This window comes from Staphylococcus sp. mip270_02 (assembly GCF_054031535.1).
In genome coordinates, this window is the sequence record NZ_CM132934.1 from 767,173 (window position 1) to 790,186 (window position 23,014).

General features: G+C 33.1%; 17 protein-coding genes and 1 pseudogene. 10 read left to right on the forward strand and 8 right to left on the reverse strand.

Annotated features, from left to right (window positions below; genetic code table 11):
• The first annotated feature begins 7 nt into the window (after nucleotides 1–7).
• A complete protein-coding gene (locus tag ACW5YJ_RS03365) occupies nucleotides 8–1,006 on the forward strand; it encodes a D-lactate dehydrogenase (protein WP_457338481.1) in 999 nt (332 codons plus the stop codon).
• A gap of 290 nt (nucleotides 1,007–1,296) precedes the next feature.
• Here ACW5YJ_RS03365 and copZ read toward each other — a convergent pair whose 3' ends face one another.
• From copZ to ACW5YJ_RS03380, 3 genes are all read right to left on the reverse strand, one after another.
• Complete coding sequence (gene copZ / locus ACW5YJ_RS03370) at nucleotides 1,297–1,503, reverse strand: copper chaperone CopZ (RefSeq protein ID WP_457338482.1); 207 nt, start codon at nucleotides 1,501–1,503, stop codon at nucleotides 1,297–1,299.
• A gap of 54 nt (nucleotides 1,504–1,557) precedes the next feature.
• Nucleotides 1,558–3,942 (reverse strand): heavy metal translocating P-type ATPase, encoded by a 2,385-nt coding sequence (locus tag ACW5YJ_RS03375; RefSeq protein ID WP_457338483.1) that lies wholly within the window; start codon nucleotides 3,940–3,942, stop codon nucleotides 1,558–1,560.
• A gap of 364 nt (nucleotides 3,943–4,306) precedes the next feature.
• Nucleotides 4,307–5,758 carry a SulP family inorganic anion transporter gene (locus tag ACW5YJ_RS03380; protein WP_017723791.1) on the reverse strand — a complete coding sequence of 484 codons (1,452 nt, stop codon included), beginning with the start codon at nucleotides 5,756–5,758 and terminating at the stop codon, nucleotides 4,307–4,309.
• A gap of 236 nt (nucleotides 5,759–5,994) precedes the next feature.
• Here ACW5YJ_RS03380 and ACW5YJ_RS03385 point away from each other — a divergent pair, with 236 nt between their 5' ends.
• The 3 genes from ACW5YJ_RS03385 to ACW5YJ_RS03395 all read left to right on the forward strand — a co-directional run bounded on the left by ACW5YJ_RS03385 (nucleotide 5,995) and on the right by ACW5YJ_RS03395 (nucleotide 9,821).
• Nucleotides 5,995–6,756: an ABC transporter ATP-binding protein gene (locus ACW5YJ_RS03385; RefSeq protein WP_017723790.1), complete on the forward strand. Its 762-nt coding sequence runs from the start codon at nucleotides 5,995–5,997 to the stop codon at nucleotides 6,754–6,756.
• Nucleotides 6,746–8,641, forward strand: coding sequence for an FtsX-like permease family protein (locus tag ACW5YJ_RS03390; protein ID WP_457338484.1), 1,896 nt, complete (start codon nucleotides 6,746–6,748; stop codon nucleotides 8,639–8,641). The genes ACW5YJ_RS03385 and ACW5YJ_RS03390 overlap by 11 nt, the downstream gene beginning before the upstream one ends.
• Before the next feature lie 310 nt (nucleotides 8,642–8,951).
• Complete coding sequence (locus ACW5YJ_RS03395; protein ID WP_457338485.1) at nucleotides 8,952–9,821, forward strand: SDR family oxidoreductase; 870 nt, start codon at nucleotides 8,952–8,954, stop codon at nucleotides 9,819–9,821.
• Between the two features lie 150 nt (nucleotides 9,822–9,971).
• On the opposite strand, the gene ACW5YJ_RS03400 is transcribed toward ACW5YJ_RS03395, so the two are convergent.
• Together ACW5YJ_RS03400 and ACW5YJ_RS03405 are read right to left on the reverse strand one after the other, a co-directional pair.
• Entirely contained in the window at nucleotides 9,972–10,178 is a 207-nt protein-coding gene (locus ACW5YJ_RS03400; protein ID WP_017723787.1) for a hypothetical protein, read from the reverse strand.
• A 135-nt stretch (nucleotides 10,179–10,313) separates the two neighbouring features.
• The gene (locus tag ACW5YJ_RS03405) at nucleotides 10,314–11,735 is read right to left on the reverse strand and encodes an SLC13 family permease (RefSeq protein ID WP_107551944.1); all 1,422 of its coding nucleotides are present in this window, start codon (nucleotides 11,733–11,735) and stop codon (nucleotides 10,314–10,316) included.
• A gap of 157 nt (nucleotides 11,736–11,892) precedes the next feature.
• On the opposite strand from ACW5YJ_RS03405, the gene ACW5YJ_RS03410 reads away from it, so the two are divergent.
• From ACW5YJ_RS03410 to ACW5YJ_RS03420, 3 genes are all read left to right on the forward strand, one after another.
• Nucleotides 11,893–13,089, forward strand: coding sequence for a DUF819 family protein (locus ACW5YJ_RS03410; protein WP_017723785.1), 1,197 nt, complete (start codon nucleotides 11,893–11,895; stop codon nucleotides 13,087–13,089).
• Nucleotides 13,090–13,169: 80 nt separating this feature from the next.
• Nucleotides 13,170–13,730, forward strand: coding sequence for a sugar O-acetyltransferase (locus ACW5YJ_RS03415; RefSeq protein WP_107551945.1), 561 nt, complete (start codon nucleotides 13,170–13,172; stop codon nucleotides 13,728–13,730).
• Nucleotides 13,731–14,210: 480 nt separating this feature from the next.
• A complete protein-coding gene (locus tag ACW5YJ_RS03420) occupies nucleotides 14,211–15,227 on the forward strand; it encodes a PTS sugar transporter subunit IIC (protein ID WP_457338486.1) in 1,017 nt (338 codons plus the stop codon).
• Nucleotides 15,228–15,276: 49 nt separating this feature from the next.
• Here the strand turns inward: ACW5YJ_RS03420 and ACW5YJ_RS03425 are convergent, their stop codons facing one another.
• The gene (locus tag ACW5YJ_RS03425) at nucleotides 15,277–16,071 is read right to left on the reverse strand and encodes a putative hydro-lyase (RefSeq protein ID WP_457338487.1); all 795 of its coding nucleotides are present in this window, start codon (nucleotides 16,069–16,071) and stop codon (nucleotides 15,277–15,279) included.
• Between the two features lie 161 nt (nucleotides 16,072–16,232).
• On the opposite strand from ACW5YJ_RS03425, the gene ACW5YJ_RS03430 reads away from it, so the two are divergent.
• Complete coding sequence (locus ACW5YJ_RS03430) at nucleotides 16,233–16,811, forward strand: DUF4064 domain-containing protein (RefSeq protein WP_017723781.1); 579 nt, start codon at nucleotides 16,233–16,235, stop codon at nucleotides 16,809–16,811.
• Nucleotides 16,812–16,941: 130 nt separating this feature from the next.
• On the opposite strand, the gene ACW5YJ_RS03435 is transcribed toward ACW5YJ_RS03430, so the two are convergent.
• Nucleotides 16,942–18,012 (reverse strand): acyltransferase family protein, encoded by a 1,071-nt coding sequence (locus tag ACW5YJ_RS03435; protein WP_017723780.1) that lies wholly within the window; start codon nucleotides 18,010–18,012, stop codon nucleotides 16,942–16,944.
• 339 nt (nucleotides 18,013–18,351) lie between these two features.
• On the opposite strand from ACW5YJ_RS03435, the gene pruA reads away from it, so the two are divergent.
• Nucleotides 18,352–19,896: an L-glutamate gamma-semialdehyde dehydrogenase gene (pruA, locus tag ACW5YJ_RS03440; RefSeq protein ID WP_017723779.1), complete on the forward strand. Its 1,545-nt coding sequence runs from the start codon at nucleotides 18,352–18,354 to the stop codon at nucleotides 19,894–19,896.
• Between the two features lie 64 nt (nucleotides 19,897–19,960).
• On the opposite strand, the gene ACW5YJ_RS03445 is transcribed toward pruA, so the two are convergent.
• Entirely contained in the window at nucleotides 19,961–20,512 is a 552-nt protein-coding gene (locus ACW5YJ_RS03445; protein WP_017723778.1) for a TetR/AcrR family transcriptional regulator, read from the reverse strand.
• 147 nt (nucleotides 20,513–20,659) lie between these two features.
• On the opposite strand from ACW5YJ_RS03445, the pseudogene ACW5YJ_RS03450 reads away from it, so the two are divergent.
• Nucleotides 20,660–22,801 (forward strand): annotated as a pseudogene (locus tag ACW5YJ_RS03450) (MMPL family transporter); the annotation flags it as partial.
• Between the last annotated feature and the right edge of the window lie 213 nt (nucleotides 22,802–23,014).

Sequence of the window (23,014 nt, forward strand, 5' to 3'; positions counted from 1 at the left end):
TTAACTTATGACAAGTATTAAAATTTTTGGAGTAAGAGAAGAAGATTTACCTTATATTAAAGCATGGTCAACCAAGCATAATGTGACTGTCGATTTAGATGAAGCATTACTTTCGTCAGAAACTGTCGATCGTACAAAAGGCTTTGATGGTGTTTCGATATCACAGCAAATTCCTTTTGGTGAAGATGTATACCGCAAGTTACATGAATTTGGAATTAAGCAAATTGCACAACGAAGTGCTGGTTTTGACATATATGATTTCGATTTAGCTCAAAAATATGATTTGATTATTTCTAATGTGCCATCTTATTCACCACATTCTATTGCTGAATATACGGTATCACAAGCACTTAATTTGGTCAGAAATTATAATGATATTCAACAGAAAACAGCTTCATATGATTTTAGATGGCAACCAGCTATCTTATCACGATCTATTAAAGATTTGAAAGTTGCTGTTATAGGAACTGGTCGTATCGGTTCAATTGTTGCTAAGATATTTGCACAAGGCTTTGAAGCTGAAGTTATTGCTTATGATATTGCTCCTAATGAACGCTATAAGGCATTTTTAACGTATGCTAATAGTATAAATGAAGCTGTGCAAGAAGCGGATATTGTTACAGTTCATATTCCTGCAAGTAAGGATAATGATTATTTATTTGATGATGCATTGTTTAATGAATTTAAACCAGGGTCAGTATTTATCAATTGTGCAAGAGGCTCCATTGTAAAAACTAGTGCGCTAATACACGCACTGGATAAAGGAATTTTGAAAGGAGCAGCACTTGATACATATGAAGGGGAAAAGGGATTGTTTCCAAGTGATCAACGACATTCAGAATTAAAGGATGAAGTATTAAAGCAATTAATCGAGCGACAAGATGTTATTGTTTCACCTCATATTGCTTTTTATACAGATGCTGCCGTTGAAAACCTCATTGTCGATGCTTTAGATGCGACAATTGATGTTATTGAGACTGGTGACACTAAATTACGTGTGAATTAATAAGGAAGCAATTATGTATATTTAAGATGTAAAATATTAAATATAAAAAAGGGACGGGACAGAAACCTAATTTTTCAAAAAGAATTTCGTTGTCCTGCCCTTGGCAAAGCAAATTAGAGTTGAAAAAGCTTTTAGACGAAGCTTTTCAACTCTAATCAGCAACTGCTATCACACTGAGCGGAGATCGAAATATCATATATGTCCTAGCCGCTTTATTTTGATAGCATACCTTATGAATTTTATTCAATTGTGTTACCGATGACGCTTATATTTGACGTGTTTTTAATATATTATTTTACGTCATAACCTTGATCTTCTATTGCTTCGTACATGTTTGGCGATGTGACTTTGTTATCATCAAAATCAACTTTAACGTTACCTTCTTCAAGATTAACATTAGCTGTTGATACACCATCTAGATTTGTTAGTGTATCTTCTACTGCATGTTTACAGTGTTCACAACTCATACCTTCTACTTTAATTGTTTCAGTTGCCATATCAATCACCTCCTTAAAAATAATGATATTCATATGAATCATCTCAAATTTTAATTATAATTTCATGCGTTTTAATCTAAGTGCATTAGTGACAACACTTACAGAACTTAAAGCCATTGCAGCACCAGCAATCCATGGTGCAAGTAACCCTAGTGCAGCAATAGGAATACCCGCAACGTTGTAACCAAATGCCCAAAATAAGTTTTGACGTATATTACGTATAGTCGATTTACTAGCCGTGATTGCTTTAGGTACTAGTAACAAATCGCCACCAAGAATGGTAATATCAGCAGCTTCTATAGCCACTTCTGTTCCTGTACCGATAGCAATACCAATATCTGCTTGGACTAAAGCTGGTGCATCATTTACGCCGTCTCCAACCATAGCTACTGTCTTATTATTAGCTTGTAATGATTTTATTTTAGCCGCTTTTTCTTCTGGTAACACTTGTGCAATGACTATATCTATACCAACTTGTGAAGCAATGGCTTCTGCTGTACGTTGGTTATCCCCAGTCAACATGACGACTTCGATATTTAAATCATGTAACTGTTGGATTGCTTTATTGGTAGAATCTTTGACAGTATCAGCTACTGCGATTGTACCACGTAATTTTTGATCAATCGCTATCAACATAGCCGTCTTACCTGATTGTTCAAACTTGGATAATTGTAGTTCAGAACTACTAATGGTTACTTGATAATCTTCTAAGAATTTACGATTACCTACTAATAAAGATTTTCCATCAATCGTAGCTTTGATGCCGCGTCCAGGTACAGCTTCGAAGTCATGAACTTCTAATAAATTAACTTGTTCTGCTTTTGCATAATTTACGATAGCTTCTGCGAGTGAATGTTCAGAAGCTTTTTCAGCGCTAGCTAATAATTGTAATGCTTCATTATCGCCATCAAAGTCAGTGACTACAGGTGTTCCGTGTGTGATTGTTCCCGTCTTGTCTAAGACAACGGTATCGATTTGATGCGCACGTTCAATATGTTCGCCACCTTTAAATAAAATACCGTTCTCGGCAGCTTTTCCAGTACCTACCATAATAGAAGTAGGAGTAGCTAACCCAAGTGCACAAGGACAAGCAATAACCATTACGGCAATTGCTGCTACTAAGGCTGGTTCAAATTGACCTTGGCGTACTAAAGTAATCCATATAATAAATGTTAGTATCGCGATCCCAACTACAATAGGCACAAAATAACCAGATATAATGTCAGCAAGTCTTTGGATAGGCGCTTTAGAACCTTGAGCTTCTTCAACTACTTTAATAATAGAAGAGAGTGCAGTATCTTTGCCTACTTTTGTTGCTTCAATTGTGAGAACGCCATTTTGATTCATTGTTGAACCAATAACATAATCGTTTTGTACTTTTTCAACAGGTATAGATTCACCAGTTAACATAGATTCATCTACAGAAGTTTTCCCTTTAAGAATTATACCGTCTACAGGTATTTTCTCTCCAGGTTTAATAATTAAATAATCACCTTCTACGACCTCACTTAAAGGTATCATATATTCCTCTTTGTTACGTAGTACACGTGCTTCTTTAGCTTGCAAGTTTAGTAATTCGCTTAAGGCATTTGTTGTTTGTGATTTTGCACGTGCTTCCAAATATTTACCAAATAAAATCAGTGTAATGAGTATAGCACTTGTTTCGAAATATAAATGAGGCGTAATGTTTGTATCATTTAGCCATTTAACCATCTCATATAAGCTATAAAAATAGGCTGCGCTAGTTCCTAATGCTACTAGGACATCCATATTTGCTGAACCATTACGAAGATTTTTATAAGCTCCAACATAAAATTGCCAACCAATGATGAATTGTATCGGAGTTGCTAAGATAAACTGAAACCATGGGTTCATTAAAATAGAAGGCAAATGCATATTAAATAGATGTACAAACATAGTTAATAATAATGGTAAAGCCAATATAGCCGAAACAATTAATTTGGTAAGTTTATGTTTTAACTCTATTGCTTTGTGTGATTGTTTCTCATCAGCTTCTTTTTTGAGTTGTGCATCATAGCCTAATTTTTGAATTTTTTGAATTAAAGTATCAACTGAAATTGAATTAGGGTTATATACAATCGTAGCATTTTCCGTTGTAAGGTTAACGTTTGCTTCCTCTACACCATCAGTACGATTCAGTACCTTTTCAATACGGTTAGAACACGCTGCACATGTCATGCCTGTAACGTCCAAGTCAATTTTTTCATTTAATACACCGTATCCTGTTTTTTCTATTGTATTGTAAAGATCAGTAGTAGAAGTTGAACTAGGATTATAGCTTATTGTGGCTTTTTCAGTTGTAACGTTAACATTAGCTTCAACTTCATCCATTTTATTTAAATTTTTCTCTATACGGTTGGCGCAAGCGGCACATGTCATGCCTGTGATGTTGAAAGTAGTTTTTTTCTGTTCACTCATTAAAGTGGTCTCCTTTCAGTTTGTAAATAAGTATCTATAACGTTAGCCCTTTCATATCACAAATATACCCCTAGTAGGTATATTTGTCAATGTTATTGTTTTAAAAAAGGAGGGACAAGAAATACAAAATCAAAATTTGCAAATTGACTTTGTATTTCTTGTCCCTCAAGGTATTCCGATAATAATTTATTGATGGTGGTATCTTAGATTTATACATTTTGTTTGTAAGAATGATCAATAATAAACAAATTAAATATAAGAATATTGCATTTTATTCATACTATAGTTTAGTTTTGTTGAAATTTAATGAATATGACAGCAAAATTGATTTATTATTTGTTAATCTGTGCGAATTAACTTGTTTTTATAAAAGGTGCTGCTGGTTTACTTTACTTAATTCGTTAACAATTTTACGACTATCTTTATTTAGATATTGGACATAAATTTTGTTATTCTTTTTATGATAATTTTCAATTAGTGTGTCTATGGCATTAACTGCCGAATCATCCCATAAATGTGCTTCTTTAAAGTTTAAATAGATGGTTTTGTCACGTAATTCTAAATTTAGTTGGTTCATTAATGAATCTATAGAAACAAAAAAGATTTGTCCTTTGATATTATAATGAATGGCATGATTACTTTCTTCATATTGTACGGAAACATTTGAAATTTTGGTAGCAAAGGACAAGGCGCTTACAATTACACCAATGATTACTCCCAGTGCTAAATTACTTGTAATTAATACGATAGTTACGGTGAGAATCATCACAAGTGCATCTGTACGGGGTGCTTTTTTAATAAATTTAAATGAACGCCAATTAAAAGTTCCTACAGAAACCATAACCATAATAGCTGCTAGAATCGGCATAGGAATTTCAACGACCCAATCGCCAAATACGATGATTAAAATAATTAAGAATACACCAGCAGTAAAGGTAGATAGACGTGTCGTAGCGCCTGAACGGACATTGATTACAGATTGACCGATCATCGCACAGCCACCCATGGCACCAAAGAAACCTGTGATGACATTGGCAATTCCTTGGCCACGAGATTCTTGGTTTTTACTACTATAGGTATCTGTTGCTTGGTCAACAATTCGAGCTGTAAGCAAGCTTTCTACAAGTCCAACAATTGCCATAGATAATGCATATGGGAAAATGATTTTTAACGTCTCTAAGTTGAACGGCACATCTGGAATGAAAAATTGAGGTAACGAACGTTTAATTTCTCCTAAATCTCCAACTGTTTCTACATTTGCACCAGTTACTAAATAAGTTGCCGTTAATAATATAATTGCAATTAATGGCGCGGGTATCTTGTTAAAAATACGTGGTAAAAGATAGATAATCAGTAAGGTAATAATCACAAATAGATAAGTAGCAAAAGATATACCAAAAATATGTTTGATTTGTGTTAGGAAAATCATGATTGCTAAGGCATTAACGAAACCAATCATGACAGAGTTGGGGATAAACTTCATTAAACGACCAATTTTTAATATACCAAAGATAATTTGAATAACACCCATTAAAATAGTGGCTGCTAATAAATATTGGACGCCGTGATCACGTACTAAAGGCACAATAACTAAAGCTACAGATCCTGTTGCTGCAGAAATCATTGCTGGTCTTCCACCTACGAAAGAAATGACAACTGCAATAATAAAAGAGGAATATAGACCAACCATAGGGTCTACTCCTGCTATAATTGAAAATGAAATGGCTTCTGGAATTAATGCTAAGGCAACGACAATACCAGCCAATATATTGGTTCCTGGAGCAGTTAGCCATTCTCGTTTGATTTTATTTAACATCTATATTACTCCTTATTTAAAAATGAACTAGACTATTATATCATATGGTGAAAGTTATTAATCCTAAGTTATAAAAGTATTTATAAAACGAAAAGTCTAAGACATAAATAAGTCATGATTTTCAAAAGGTGTGACAAGTTTGTCATTTTAGAGCATAAAGTTGTTAGATGAAACAAACGAAAACAGATTGCAACTTAGTTAAACTAAGGATATAAATTATTTAAGGAGTGAATGGCATGCCTATACTAAAAGTAGAAGGGCTCACTAAAAGCTATGGCAACAGACATAGACAACAAGAAGTGCTTAAAGGCCTTGATTTTTCTATAGAAAAAGGCGAGTTTGTTACGATAATGGGACCATCTGGATCAGGAAAAACAACGTTGCTAAACGTATTGAGTTCAATTGATTATATTACAAGTGGTACAGTCGAAATCAATGGCAATAAAATAAATAAAATGAGTAATAAAGCATTAGCTGATTTTAGAAAACAAGAAGTGGGTTTTATTTTTCAAAATTATAGTGTGTTAAATACACTTACAGTTAAAGAAAATATTATGTTACCACTTTCTATTCAAAAAATGTCTAAAACAGAGAAAGAGAAAAATTACAGTGAAGTTACTAAAGCTTTAGGAATTCAAGATTTAGGTCATAAATATCCTAATGAAATATCTGGAGGACAACAACAACGTACTGCTGCAGCGCGTGCGTCTGTTCATAAACCGGCTATTATATTTGCAGATGAGCCTACTGGTGCATTAGATTCTAAAAGTGCCCAAGATTTGTTGAATCGCTTAGAAGATTTAAATGAAAATTTAGAAGCAACGATTGTTATGGTTACACATGATCCTGTCGCAGCAAGTTATTCAAATAGAGTAATCATGTTAAAAGATGGTAACATTCACTCTGAAGTGTACCAAGGTGATGATTCAAATCAAGCCTTTTACAAAAATATTATTCATATGCAGACGGCATTAGGCGGTGTCGCACATGAGTTTTAATCAAATTGTGCTTAAGAATTTAAAACAGAATTTGCGTCACTATGCGATGTATATTTTTTCATTGATTGTAAGTATCGTATTATATTTTAGTTTCGTAACTTTAAAATATACAGAGAGTATTAATAATGAAAATTCAATGGCAATTATAAGAAAGGGCTCAGATGTTGGATCATATTTCTTATTTTTTATCATCATTGTATTTTTAATGTATGCAAATCAATTGTTTATAAAGAGGCGTACACGTGAATTTGCTTTGTTTCAATTGATTGGACTAACTAAGTCGAATATATTACGTATGCTTATAATTGAACAAATTGCTATGTTTTTAGTAACTGGTATCATTGGTGTCATAGTAGGGGTGTTTGGGTCTAAGCTATTACTTATGGTTGTGCTAAAAGTTTTGCATATTAGTACAAGTGTAGCTTTAACTTTCCAATTTGCTGCAGTATTTCAAACAAGTTTATTAATCTTTATATCCATGCTACTAATTATTATACAAAGTTATATTTTCTTGCGCAGACGTAGTATTTTATCAATGATGAATGATAGTACAAAATCAGAAGTATCAAAGAATACTATCTCAATAGTCGAGATTTGTGCAGGCATCTTAGGAATTGTGATGATTGTATTTGGTTATTATATGTCCACAGAAATGTTTGGGAAATTCTCGAATGGAATGATGTTCACACCTTTTATTATATTGCTTTTAACAGTAGTAGGTGCTTATTTGTTTTTCAGAAGTTCCGTATCTGTTATTTTTAAAATGATAAAAAATGCGAAACGTGGCAAAGTGTCTATAACTGATGTTGTATTTACATCTTCGATCATGCATAGAATGAAGAAAAACGCTTTGTCGTTATCAATAATTGCAACTATATCGGCAGTAACGGTGACTGTTCTTTGTTTTGGTGCTATTAGTAAATCAACTATTGAGGATAATGTTGCCATGACATCACCTCAAGATTTTAATTTTATTGATAATAAACAAGCAGAGTCATTTGAAAGTAAAATGAAAGAAGCGCATATTGGTTTTGATAAAAAGTATAAAGAGGTTTCTGAAGTGAAAATGTCGAAAGATACATTTTTTAAAGAGACTGGAAATCCAAATATGTTTAAACCTGATTCAATGTTAATTACAAGTAACAAAATTTTCAATGATAAGCAAGTGACTGGTAATCGTGCAAAAGTAGTTAATATGGGAACCACTGGAGGGCTCGTTCAGCACAATGAAAAAGGTGAGATTGTGTTAGAAAATCATTCCCAAGAAACGTTTAAAGTCATTGGCTCAGAAAAAGACGTTAACTTTATGAGTGTGATAAGTTTTGGTGGTCCAGTGTTATTAGTTAGTGATGATAAGTATAATAATTTAAAACAAAATTCTGCCGAAATACGTAAACAATTTGGTTATAATTTGAAAAAGCAAAGTGATTGGAAGGAAGCAAACAAAATTGCTAAATCAGTGTCGCCAAATACGGAATCGCAAAAAATGGTACGTCAATCGATGGATGATTCTATAGGTATTCTATTATTTGTTACATCGTTTTTAGGGTTAGCCTTTTTAGTCGCAGCAGGTTGTATAATCTACATTAAACAGATGGACGAAACTGAAGATGAAATACCTAATTTTGTTATTTTACGTAAAATTGGCTATACACATCACGATATGTTAAAAGGGCTAGCTTTAAAAGTGACGTTTAACTTTGGTTTACCTCTTATTGTATCCTTACTGCATGCCTATTTTGCAGCAAAAGCATTTATATTACTTATGGGTGGTAATAGTATGTTACCAGTTTATATTGTTATGGGTACTTATTCTGTTGTGTATTGTATTTTTGCAATTATGGCATTTGTACATTCAAGTAGAATTGTTAAGCATTCGATTTAAAGGAAAGTCCTAGGAGTAATTTAAAATAAGATAGAAAATTAACAGTTATAGATGAAAGTGAGCTTCTCAATGTTAAGTAAATTTATAAAAATATATTTAGTGCAAAGTATATATAAGTGATGAGCAAAGATGTTTGCTTAACTAATTGGATGTTGTTTATATCATATAAGCCTTTGAGGAATTTTTTTATTTCTCAAAGGTTTTTTGTATTGTTATTAAGTTGTTTGCTATTGAATATTCATTTAACATGTTTGAATCCTATTTAAAGTGGTATTTGGCAGTAAAAGGGTAAAATGGAGGTATATAACATATGAATTTAACTGAATTCCATAAAGAAATTAAAGGATATACGCAAGATAGACAGCCAGGCATACAAAAAGATATGAATCCCCAGCCTATTACTGAAATGGAAGATTACAAAAGTGGTGGTAAACTCCAAGGTAAAATTGCATTAGTAACTGGGGGAGATTCAGGGATTGGCCGGTCTGTGGCGGTATTGTATGCTAAAGAAGGGGCAGATGTGGCGATTGGTTATTACGATGAACACGAAGATGCTGAAGCGGTAGTAGAGCAATTAACTTCACTAGGCGTCAATGCAAAAGCATATGCGCATGACTTAAAAAGTGTCGACGCATCAAAAAATTTAATTGAAAAGGTCGTTAAAGATTTTGGTGGATTGAATATATTAGTTAATAATGGAGGGGTACAATTCCCTCAGGATAGCTTTGAAGATGTTTCACCAGAACAGATTAAAGAAACGTTTGAAACGAATATTTTTGGCATGATTTTCTTATCGCAAGCTGCAGCACCACACTTGACAGATGGCGATGCAATTATTAATACTACTAGTGTAACTGCTTATAGAGGATCAGCTCATCTGATTGATTATTCTGCTACAAAAGGTGCAATAGTTGCCTTTACACGTTCATTAGCGTCATCTTTAATTGGTCAAGGAGTTCGAGTAAATGCTGTTGCACCAGGGCCTATTTATACACCACTAATTCCAGCTACTTTTTCAGAAGATAAAGTTGAGAATCAAGGTGGAGATACGCCAATGGGAAGAAGAGGGCAACCAGCAGAACTTGCACCTTCTTATGTTTTCTTAGCATCATATGCAGATAGTTCTTATATCACTGGTCAAGTTATACATGTAAATGGCGGAGATTATATAACATCATAATATAAAAATTAAAAAAATATAAATAAAAAGTAACGAGACAGTTTTTTAGCTGTCTCGTTACTTTTATGTTTGAAGGTTGTCTTGGAAATTTTAGTTTAGACAATTAATGTCAATTGTAGGTTATTTTATCTAGAAGAAAGTGTATAAACGTTAGAAGAAATCTGAAGGTTTCAGATCATTGAAATCTAAATTTTTTAAGCCGTCAAAATTAATGTTTTCAATAGTTTGTACTATTTCACCGCTTTTAAATTGGTTATAGTAGTTTGTCGCTTCTGAAACAATATCGTGTTCCTCGAATGTTTTCACTATACCAAGTATTAAGACAATTGCTATCGCTCCTTTAAATAAGAATTTCATAATTATTGACTCCTTCTATAAGTTTATAACGTTATTTTACAGTATTTTTTCTAGTAAAACATGCGTCCATAGTATAGAAAGTGTATCATACATAAGTTGTATATTGTATATTAAACAATTGTGTTAAATTATTTTTTATAATCCGAATGCTATAGGTAACCAGAAATAAGTAAAGAGTGAAATTACAATGATAGCGAAAATATTTAAAATAAAACCAGCTTGTACCATGTCTTTCATCTCTATTTCATCAGAGCTAAATACAGCTGCATTAGGTGGTGTTGAAATCGGCAGCATGAATGCACATGTAGATGAAACTGCAACGATGCCCATAATTATAAATGGATCTTGACTAATCGCTGCTGCAAAGCCAATACTAATTGGCATCAACATATTAGAAACAGCTGTGTTTGACATAACCTCTGTTAAAAATAAAATAGCTGTTGTTAATACAAGTACGATTAATATTAATGGTAGTGGTTTTACAATTCCCATCATACTACCAAACCATTTTGTAAGTCCTGAATCTTCAAAGGCTGCAGCTAAAGATAATCCGCCTCCGAATAAGAGTAGTATACCCCAAGGGAGTTTAATCATATCGTCCCATATAAGTAGCCCTCCTTTTTTAGATTTTGCGGGAATGAGAAATAGTAATACTGCACCAAACATTGCAATATTAGTATCTGTTATATGTAATGAGCCGGGGAGTAATCCGCCAAATATCCATAAAAGACTGACAAATAGAAAAACAACTCCTGTGAGTTTCTCTTCCTTGGACATAGGCCCTAAATCATGCAATGCTTTCTTCGCAAAATCTGATGATATATGATCCGCATCTTCAATTCTAAATAACCATTTCGTTAGTAAGAAATAAAGAATTGCTAATAATATGATAGTAAGTGGTAAGGCAAAAATCATCCACTGAGCAAAGGATACTTTTCTATCAAGGCTAGAAGATGCAATTGCTGCAAAAACAGCGTTTGGTACTGAACCGATAAGTGTTGCTAGTCCACCTATAGATGCCGAATAAGCTACAGTTAGGAGGAGTGATTTACTAAATTTACTAGCAGACTCAGGCTTAAGAAATTGTGCCTCTTTAATTTCTTTGATGAGTGCTAACGCAATAGGTAACATCATGAGTGCAGTAGCCGCATTTGAAATCCACATAGATATGAAGGCAGTCGCAATCATAGTACCTAGAATGATACGGTTACTATTTGTTCCCATCATTGAAATGATGGTCATTGCAATACGCTTGTGTAAGTTCCATTTTTCAATGGCTAAAGCAATAATAAACCCACCCATATACATAAAAACTATAGGATCAGCATAAGCACTTGATGCGATAACTTCATCAGTACCTCCTGTTAATGGAAGTAAAATTAGTGGAATTAAGGATGTTGCTGGTATAGGAATAGCTTCTGTAATCCACCATGTTGCCACAAATAGTGTAACTGCAAGTACAGCTCTAGGTGAGTCATCTAAACCTGTTATTCCAGGAATAAAGTAAAAAATAAGAAAAAGCAAAGGCCCCAAAATTAAACCGATTTTTTGTTTCATAATTATTTCCCCCTTGTTTGTGACGCTATAACTGTAAGAATATCAATAACCTAACATATAGACAATTAAATTTTTCAGAAAATTATAAAAATATGTAACCAAGACTGATAGAATATAGGTGATATATTAAAACAAATATAAGAAAAGGGATGATTTTATGATGGTGGGTGCACTTGTAGACAAAGGGGATACATGGATTTTATGGGCAATCATTATTGTGTGGGCAACGGTGAGTTTATTTTTAGAACAGAGGTATCAATGGGCAAGTACAATTTCTGGGGCCATTATTGCACTTGTTGGTGCGATGGTATTATCTAACTTTAAAGTGATACCAACGAGCTCACCCGTATATGATACGGTATGGGACTACATTGTCCCTTTATCGATACCATTACTATTATTTAGTTCTAATATTATGAAAATATGGAAAGAAAGTAGAAGGTTGTTGATTATATTCTTCATTGCTTCGTTGGGAACTATGATTGGAACGTTGGTTGCATTTATTGTATTAAATCAATGGATACCTTATTTGAACAATATAGGAGCTATGATGACAGGTAGTTATATTGGTGGTGGAGTCAATTTTGCAGCGCTAAGCTCTAAACTTGAAACACCAGGCGATATGGTATCATCTACAGTAGTAGCAGATAATAGTGTTATGGCTTTGTATTTTATGCTATTGATTGCACTCCCTTCACTCCCATTAATTAAAAAGTATTTTAAAACAGACTATAATACAAAACAATCTCCAAAAGTACAACAATCGTATTGGCAACCTAAAAAAATTCAATTGTTAGATATCGCATTTTCGATAGCGAGTGCAATCACACTTGTCGCAGTTAGTTTTAAAGGTGCTGATTTGATTCAGCAATGGATACCTAAAAGTAATATTGTGCTCACAATTATTACTTCTTTCTTTGGAGATTCCTATCTTTTGCTAACGACTTTAACGCTAATTGTGGTTGCGATATGGGGTGACTTCTTTGAAAAGTTAGCTGGTGCATCAGAAATAGGTACTTTTTTAATTTATATCTTCTTTGTAGTTATAGGTATTCCTGCTTCTTTTGCTACAATTGTAACAACGGCGCCATTACTCTTTGTTTTTGTTATTATTATACTCGTTTTTAATTTAGGATTAAGTTTGTTGTTAGGCAAGGTATTTAAATTTAAAATTGAAGAAATATTATTAGCGAGCAATGCGACAGCAGGTGGACCAACAACTGCAGCTGCATTAGCAATTGGAAAAGGATGGACAGGACTCGTTGGTCCTATTCTAATAGTAGGAACATTAGGGTACGTAGTAGGAAATTATGCTGGTACATTGATGTATCAATTATTAAGTCATATCTCTTAATCCATATCGAAGTGTAATACGTAATTATAAATATAGGGAAATTAAACTAAATGCATACGATAAGAAAGGAAGCAATGATTATGAGTGAAAAAAATAAGATGTTAGCTGGTGAATGGTACGATGCAAATAATGATAAAGATTTAGAGGCAGAGCGAATGAAAGCTAAAGATTTATGTTTTGATTTAAACCATGTCCGTCCTAGCAATCAAACACAGAGACAAGAAATAATAACGGAATTATTAAATTATGAGCCTCAATCATTAGAATTACTAAGTCCATTCCAAGCTGATTATGGCTATAATATCAATTTAGGTCAGCGTGTCTTTATTAATCACGATTGTTATTTTATGGATTGCAATAAAATTGCTATTGGAGATGATGTGTTTATTGGTCCTAATTGTGGGTTTTATACAGCAATTCATCCTCTTGAATATCAAGCGAGAAACGAAGGGATAGAACAAGCTTTGCCTATAAATATTGGGAACAATGTTTGGATAGGAGCTAATGTCGTTGTATTACCTGGCGTAACTATCGGTGATGGTGCTGTTATAGGAGCGGGTAGTGTGGTTGCTAAAGACATACCTGCCAATGTGCTTGCACTCGGCACACCTGCGAAAACTGTTAGTACAATTAATCAATAATTATGCTTTATCTGTTTTTATTAAATACATTCACTTAATATTTAAGAAAGTGCCGTCAAAAAATTATTGTTTTGGCGGTATTTTATATTTTCTAATTTTCTTGTTTTAATTTTTATAGTGACTGTTTGTTTTAGGTGAATAAAAGAAAATGGGGGTATTTTTCACTGAACTATTATAGAGAATGGAATTATATTTGTATTTGGTTGTGTAATATCAAAAAACAAATTAAAATTATATTGAAAAATATTCCGCGGAGCTTAAATGGAAAATAATTAAATTGTTCGGAATATAATTGAAATTTGTGTTAAAATATAAAAATGTGAGTGAAATGGTAAGAGTAATAATAGTGACTATATAAACATGAATTCAAAATTTATAAAATATAAAGTTTTTACAGATTGTTTGAACAAGCCAACTTTTAAATAACTATTTCCATATCTAACTTAACGATCACTAGACAAGAAAAGAGGAATATTGAATATGGATATTTTAATTGGTACATTATTTTTAATTATAGTGTTAGCTTTATTTACAATATTTACATATAGAGCACCTAAAGGTATGCGTGCGATGGGAGCTTTAGCAAATGCTGCAATTGCAACATTTTTAGTTGAAGCTTTTCACAAATACGTAGGTGGAGATTTATTAGGTATTAAGTTTTTAGGAGAATTAGGTGATGCTGCTGGAGGCCTAGGTGGCGTTGCGGCAGCTGGCTTAGTATCATTAGCTATTGGTGTTTCACCGGTTTACGCGTTGGTAATCGCTGCATCATGTGGTGGTTTAGATTTGATACCAGGCTTTGTAGCTGGTTATGTAATAGGTTATTTAATGAAATATGCTGAACGTAAAGTACCGGATGGTATAGATTTAATAGTAGGTATTATCATCATTGCACCTTTAGCAAGGTTAGTTGCAACAGGTGTAACGCCGTTAGTCAATAACTCGCTATTAAAAATAGGGGATATTATTCAAAGTTCAACTGAAGTAAGTCCAATTATTATGGGGATTATTTTGGGTGGAGTCATCACAGTTGTTGGAACAGCTCCACTTAGTTCTATGGCTTTAACGGCATTATTAGGCCTTACGGGTATGCCAATGGCGATTGCGGCCATGGTGTCATTTGCTTCTTCATTTATCAACGGCACCATGTTTAACAAACTAAAATTAGGTGACCGTAGATCTAGAATTGCAGTATGTATTGAACCACTATCTCAGGCTGACGTAGTGTCTGCGAATCCAATACCGATATATACAGCAAACTTTATAGGAGGTGCACTTGCGGGTGCAGTTATCGCCTCTTCCGGTATGATAAATGATGCTACAGGTACTGCTACACCGTTAGCTGGATTTTTAGTAATGTTTGGATTTAACGATCCAATGAAAATCTTTATTTATGGGGCTATTGTAGGTGTTATCGGTTTAATTGTTGGTTATGTATGTTCCGTTATTTTTAAGAATCACCCAATTGTTTCCAAAGAAGATATTGAAGCAAGATAAAATTAAAAAGCACTTTGACGCATCTAAAACAATCGTCAAAGTGCTTTTTTTAATCGCTTAATTGGCTATCAGGAATATCGGTAATGAACATATGACCGGGAGCATGTGTAATCATAATTTCTGGTTTAGCATCTAAAGCGACAGATTGAGGCGTTACACCACAGCCCCAAAAGACAGGAACTTCATTATTTTTAATTTCTACGGGTTCACCAAAATCAGGCTTATTTATATTAGAAATACCAATTTCTGAAGGGGCTCCTATATACATAGGTGTGCCATGTACATTTTTAAAACGAGAAGTAATTTCGGTTGCTTTAATCGCTTGTTGCATAGTCATAGGACGCATGCTTACGGTTATGTTACCAGAAAATTGGCCGCTATCGGCAGCTGGAATATTAGTCATATACATTGGTACATTATGTCCTTCTTCTAAATGGCGTATAGGAATACCAGCTTCCAGTAATGCATGTTCAAATGTAAAGCTACAGCCTATTAAAAAACTGACCATATCTTCTGTAAACAATGTGTCGATGTAAGCTCTTTGTTCTATGAGCTTACCTTGTTTATAAACACGGTAGGCAGCAACTTCGGTAGTGATGTCAGCTTGTTGACCAAAGGTAGGAAATGACTTCGATCCTTTTTCTGACACATCTAAGAGCGGGCAAGTTTTAGGGTTCCTAAAGCAAAATTTCAAAAAGTCATAAGCATAGGCAGAAGGAAGTATGACAACATTAGCCTGAATGTAGCCTTTGGCCATACCACTTGTATGTCCGGTCAGTTCTCCTTGTTTAATCATTTTTCTTATTGTAGTTGGTTGTTGTATTTGTAAGTCCAAATTTATCATCCCCTTATAAAAGTAATAATACCATTTTACCAAAAATTCAGAAAAATATAGTGTTGAGCATATTTTAATTACTTTGTAATACGGTTTTAAAATACTAAAAATAACGTTATAATAAATCAGTAGATGTATTGAATTCATAATGATTTCTTGGGAGGGGACATATGAAGAGGACTGGAGAAAAGGTGCTTGTATGGATTGGTATTATCTTGCAATTTATACTAATATTTTTAATGGCAATTGTCACACCATTTTTAAATGATATAAGCGTGAAAAACGAATTAGCAGATACTATTTATAATAGCGATATGTATAATCAGGGGACGCCACAAATGGATGCATCTAGCTTAGTAGATATTGCTAGTCAAATATTTCTTCTAGCTTTAATTATAGTGATTATATGTACTGTTTTGGCTATTATATTTGCTTTATTCATTAATAAAATTCCAAAAGTTGTAGGTGTATTCTTTATTCTCCTTGGCATTACTACGGTCTTAACGCTGAATTGGCTTACAGCTGTTCTATGGTTAATTGCTGGGATTATGTTGCTAGCGAGAAAACAGAAACATACAGATAGCTTGTATAGGTCGAATGAATACAATAATTATAATAGAAACCAAAGTAACTATAATGAAACACAAAAAACTAAGGTAGATAACACTAGACAAACACGTATTAAACATAATGATTCGGAGCGAAAGCAATCAACACAGTTTAATCGTAGCGAAAGAAATAAGAAATAGTACTGTTGAGTATTGTGTATACTCGAGGGATTTTCAAACAAAATTGGCAAGAGTGAAATTAAAAAGGTGAGACAGAAGCTATAAGTTACTGTCTCACCTTTTTTATATACAATTGATGAAGCAAAGAGAATCAATTCATTTTGCCCTGTTTATAACTTTCATAAACACTATCATATTTGATATTTCCAATACCACCAACAACAAATTTGCCAAACTTAAATAGATTAAATAAATAAGCTAAACAGATAGAAACTACTAAAGTGATAATTAAGTTAAACGCGATATTACGTATCGAACTATCAGCTCTTAATAACCCTAAGTCATGTACAAAGAAATAGTGGGTTAAGTATATACAAAATGAATAGTTACTAATAAATAGTACAAATTTAGGTACATATTTTATATAAGAAGAGAATAAGAAAAAGACTAATATAACCATAGTGACATAAAAGGGAATGTCAAAACGTTTCGATTCCACCCAGGTACTAATGCCTAGCAGATAATTACCAATTAAAATAGATGATGCAATTACTAGTCCTATAATAATGGGCCAAGTGTAACGTTTAATATTTTTCATGAATGTTTCATAATAAATACCTGTATAAAAACCAAGTAAAAAATAACTAAGCCATCCTAAAAATAACATCCAACCTTCTCTTTCCCAAAATAAGCCTAAAATATCATTTTCTGATTGTGGTACATACTGGCGGAATGCCCAGTATATTGTAGCGAATATTATCGAACCGATAACCATTGGAATAGGCTTCCATTTAATTAAATACTTAGCAAAAAGAATATGCAATATGTAGAATTGGAAGATAATGATAATGAAGTAGGTGACAGCGCCACCGTGAAACATAGTATCTCCAACATTATGCATATATTGAGCTAATGTTTTTGGCTCGAAATAAAAATATGAAATACCAAGGTTAATCAAGATATAAGGTATACCTAAATAGATTAATTTATTCTTAAAAAATCCTGGTTTTGTTATAACGTGATAATTTTTAGCTAATAAAAATTCTGAAATAAATACGAATAATGGTGTACTAAACATAAGGAGTAATTGGAATACTCTAATAGTTGTACCATGACCAACAAAATCCATTTTACTAAAAGTTGTTGTAATCGAATGAATAAGAACAATACTTAAACAAGCTATCGCACGCATCCAAAATATCACAGACGTATATGTTTTCATTATAGCTTACCTCTCGATTGTTCTTTTTGTGTTTTTAAAATAAATATAAATCTTATTATTTGTGAATAATCATACTAACATATTGAATTTAGTCTAAATGTAAAGTTTAGATTACAAATTATTAAATTTATATATTATATATTCATGGGTGCAATAATAAATGTGATTGAATAAAATTTCAAATATCAACGTAATGGATGAAATAAGTTCAATACCATTTATTTTAATAAAAAATGTTGTAAGCGATTGCAATTATTGTTTGATAACTATACAATGGCAATAAGAATGGAAACATTTCCATTTAGTTTTCTATTTACAAACTTACATGGGGGTAGAAAAATGGTAGTCAATTATCACAACGAACCAGGCATTGATTTTACAGATAGTAAAAATGTCGAGTCATTCAAAAAAGCTTTAGAGAAAGTTAAAGGTGAATTGAATCAAAAAATTCCTTTAGTTATTAACGGGGAAGAGAAATTTACAAAAGATACGTATCAGTCTATCAATCCGGCTAATACTTCTGAAGTTATTGCTGAAGTTTCAAAAGCAACGCAAAAAGATGTAGATGATGCATTTGATGCAGCTAATGAAGCATATAAATCTTGGAAGAGATGGTCTCACAAAGACCGCGCAGAATTTTTAATTAGAGTTGCAGCGATTATTAGACGTCGTAAAGAAGAAATCTCAGCTGTAATGGTTTATGAAGCAGGTAAACCATGGGATGAGGCTGTCGGTGATGCTGCAGAAGGTATTGACTTCATTGAATACTATGCAAGGTCAATGATGGAGCTTGCAGATGGTAAACCAGTATTAGATAGAGAAGGAGAACATAATAAATATTTCTATAAACCTATCGGTACAGGTGTAACAATCCCACCATGGAATTTCCCATTCGCAATCATGGCTGGAACAACATTGGCACCAGTAGTTGCTGGTAACACAGTACTTCTAAAACCTGCTGAAGATACGCCATTAACTGCTTATAAATTAATGGAAATCTTAGAAGAAGCGGGACTACCTAAAGGCGTTGTTAACTTTGTTCCAGGTGATCCAAAAGAAATCGGTGATTATCTTGTAGATAGTGTACACACACACTTTGTAACATTTACAGGTTCTCGTGCAACAGGTACAAGAATCTTTGAAAGAGCTGCAAAAGTACAAGATGGTCAACAATTCTTAAAACGTGTTATTGCTGAAATGGGCGGTAAAGATGCGATTGTTGTTGATAAAAACATCGATACAGATTTAGCTGCAGAGTCTATTGTAACTTCTGCATTTGGTTTCTCGGGACAAAAATGTTCTGCATGTTCTCGTGCTATCGTACACAAAGATGTATATGATGAAGTGTTAGAAAAAGCAATAGCTTTAACTAAGAACTTAACGTTAGGTAACACTGAAAATAACACATATATGGGACCTGTTATTAATCAAAAACAATTTGATAAAATTAAGAACTATATTGAAATTGGTAGTAAAGAAGGTAAGTTAGAACAAGGTGGAGGCACAGATGATTCTACTGGTTACTTCATTGAACCAACAATTATTTCTGGCCTTAAATCAAGTGACCAAATTATGCAAGAAGAAATCTTTGGTCCGGTTGTAGGATTCGTTAAAGGTAAAGACTTTGAAGAATTATTAGAAATTGCTAATGATACTGATTACGGTTTAACTGGTGCAGTGATTACAAATAATCGTGAAAATTGGATCGAAGCTGTAGAGTCTTATGACGTAGGTAACTTATACCTTAATCGTGGTTGTACTGCAGCAGTTGTAGGCTATCATCCATTTGGTGGTTTCAAAATGTCGGGTACAGACGCTAAAACAGGAAGTCCTGACTACTTATTAAACTTCTTAGAGCAAAAAGTTGTTTCAGAAATGTTCTAAAAATAAATGATTAAAAGGAGCGAGCATACGCAATCAAAATTGATTGTGTACGTCGCTTCTTTTTTTATTCATCTATGACTTGGATATTAATTAATTTTCTGAAATACTTGTCTAGTTCAACAGGTGGTAGTTCGATACATTGTTCTCTAATCCATTCTGTAAATCCAAACAGGCTCGCACCATAAACATAAAATATAAGTTCGGCAGGAATTTCAGAATCTACTGAGATACGGTGCTCATTTTCTTTAATATCATTCTGTAAAACGCTGATGAAATGATTTGATATCGTACGTTCAAACTCTTTGTCATGTTCTTGTTTATCCTTGATACGTTGCAATTCAATCACATCACTAGTTCTATCTATTACTGAAAAGGGCGCATTGATACGTTCTTTTAAATCGATTGAAAAGTAATCTTTTGTCACGAACTTAATTAAATAAATCAAAAGGTCGTATTTATCATAAAAATGTTTATAAAATGTTGTACGATGTACTAATGCTTTTTCGCATATTTGATTCACTGTAATAGTTGAGAAAGTTTGTTTTTCAAGCAATTCATAGAAACTTTGAGAGAGGGCACGTTTAGTTTTAATAACACGTAAATCTTTTGTGTTCAATATACATTTCTCCTTATTTGTAGTTTAAATATACAAATTCTAATAATTAATTCTTTTAATAAAAGGGTAAAGCATTTAATATGTGGATAGAAATAATCTACAGTATATATTTAAACTATAACGTTGATTAATTTAGGAGGCAATAGTTTGGCAAAGTTTTTATATAGAGTAGGATCGTTTGTGGCTAAGCATAAATGGTGGAGTGTTGTTGCTTGGATAGTTTTGCTTGCGGCTATTATTATTCCCCTTACAATAAGTGCGCCGAAGTTCGATAATGACATTACTATGAATGGCTTACAATCACTCGATACTAACAAGAAAATTGAAGATGAATTTGGTCAAGATAGTGAAAAAGCTCAAATAAGAGTTGTATTAAAAAGCGATGCAAAAGAAGGTATCGTTAAGCCTGATGTGACTAAAGACATCAAAAAGGCTTTGAAAGATATAAAAGATGACGATAAAGATGTCAAAAATGTTTCAGATCCATATGATAGTAAACAGATTAGTAAAGATAAAACAACTGCGTTTGCAGATGTGAATTATGATGTTAAGACAACATCGCTAAAATCAAGCTCTAAAGATAATATCAAAGAAAAAGTAGATGAAATTAAAGAAGATCATAATGTACAGGTTGAATTAATGGGTACAGGTATGGAGTCTACAGAAATTGGTGGCGCTTCTGAGATAATAGGTGTCATTGTAGCCTTTGTCGTACTATTAATCACATTTGGTTCAGTTATTGCTGCAGGTTTACCAATCATCAGTGCATTACTTGGATTAGGTACAGGTGTAGGTGTGATTTCGTTACTTACATATGCATTCGATATTCCTAATGTTACTTTGACTTTAGCAGTTATGATTGGTTTAGCAGTTGGAATAGATTATGCATTATTTATATTATTTAGATACAGACAAATAATGAAGACAGAAACTAACCATATTAAAGCAATTGGGCTAGCAGTAGGTACTGCAGGTAGTGCAGTGATATTCGCTGGTGTCACTGTAATTATTGCAGTATGTGGTCTATCTCTTGTTGGAATAGATTTCCTAGCTGTTATGGGATTTGCTTCAGCAATCAGTGTATTTGTAGCAGTGGTAAGTGCACTTACTCTATTACCAGCACTAATTAGTATATTCCATAAACAAATTAAACCTAAAAGAACGAAATCAGAATTTAAAAATGATAACGATACTGGGTGGTCAAAATTTGTTGTAGGAAAACCATTATTAGCTATATTGGTTGGCTTAATTATTTTAATATTAGTTGCTATACCAGTTAAAGACATGCGTTTAGGTATCCCGGATGATGGTATGAAGACTGCAGATTCCACGCAGAAAAAAGCATATGATATTATCTCGGATAAATTTGGCGAAGGATTTAATGGTCAAATCGCAATGTTAGTAAATGTTAAAAATCAAAAAGATAATCCTCAAGCTTTACAGAATGATTTGAAAGCTATGCGTCAAGATATTAACGATATGGATAACGTTGATGTAGTTACAGCTCCACAACTAAGCGAGAGTAAAGACTTTGCGATGATCGCAGTTATACCTGAAAAAGGACCAAACGCAGAATCAACAAATACATTGGTTCATGATTTAAGAGATTACAATGATAAAGCTAAAGATGAATATGACTTCAAGACAGAAGTTTCAGGCCAAAGTGTTATTAATATAGATATGTCCCAAAAATTAAATGAGGCAATTCCATTGTTTGCTGGCGTAATTGTTGCACTAGCCTTTATATTATTAATGGTCGTATTCCGCTCGATTATTATACCTTTAAAAGCAGTACTTGGTTTTGTATTATCCTTAATGGCAGCACTTGGATTTACAACAGTAGTTATGCAAGAAGGTGTAATGTCTGGATTGTTTGGTGTCGATACTACTGGGCCATTGCTTGCATTCTTACCTGTTATAACTATAGGACTGTTATTTGGTTTAGCAATGGATTATGAAGTATTCTTAATGTCACGTATTCATGAAGAATATACAGTAACACATGATAATGAACATGCTATAAAAGTAGGTATTAAAGAAAGTGGTCCAGTGATTGTTGCAGCTGCATTAATCATGTTTAGTGTCTTTATTGCCTTTGTCTTCCAAGATGATGTGATGATTAAATCGATGGGATTAGCACTCGCATTTGGTGTACTCTTTGATGCAGTTATCGTACGTTTAATATTAGTACCAGCATTAACTAAATTATTCGGTAAAGCATCATGGTATATGCCTGCATGGTTAAACAGAATCTTGCCAAGTGTCGATATAGAAGGACATGGGTTAAAAGATGATATAGATAAATCAGATAAAAAGTAAATACTTGTTAAAGAGCACATACTAAGATTAGCCATGAAAATCTATGACAATAGATTTATTCATGGCTATTTTTTATAATTTTAAAGAGGGGAGGTTTATACGTGTTATTGGGGTTGAAAGGCGATGCTATCAAACATAGTTCACGCCTAGTTACATTCGATAGGATGGAACAATGAAATTGTT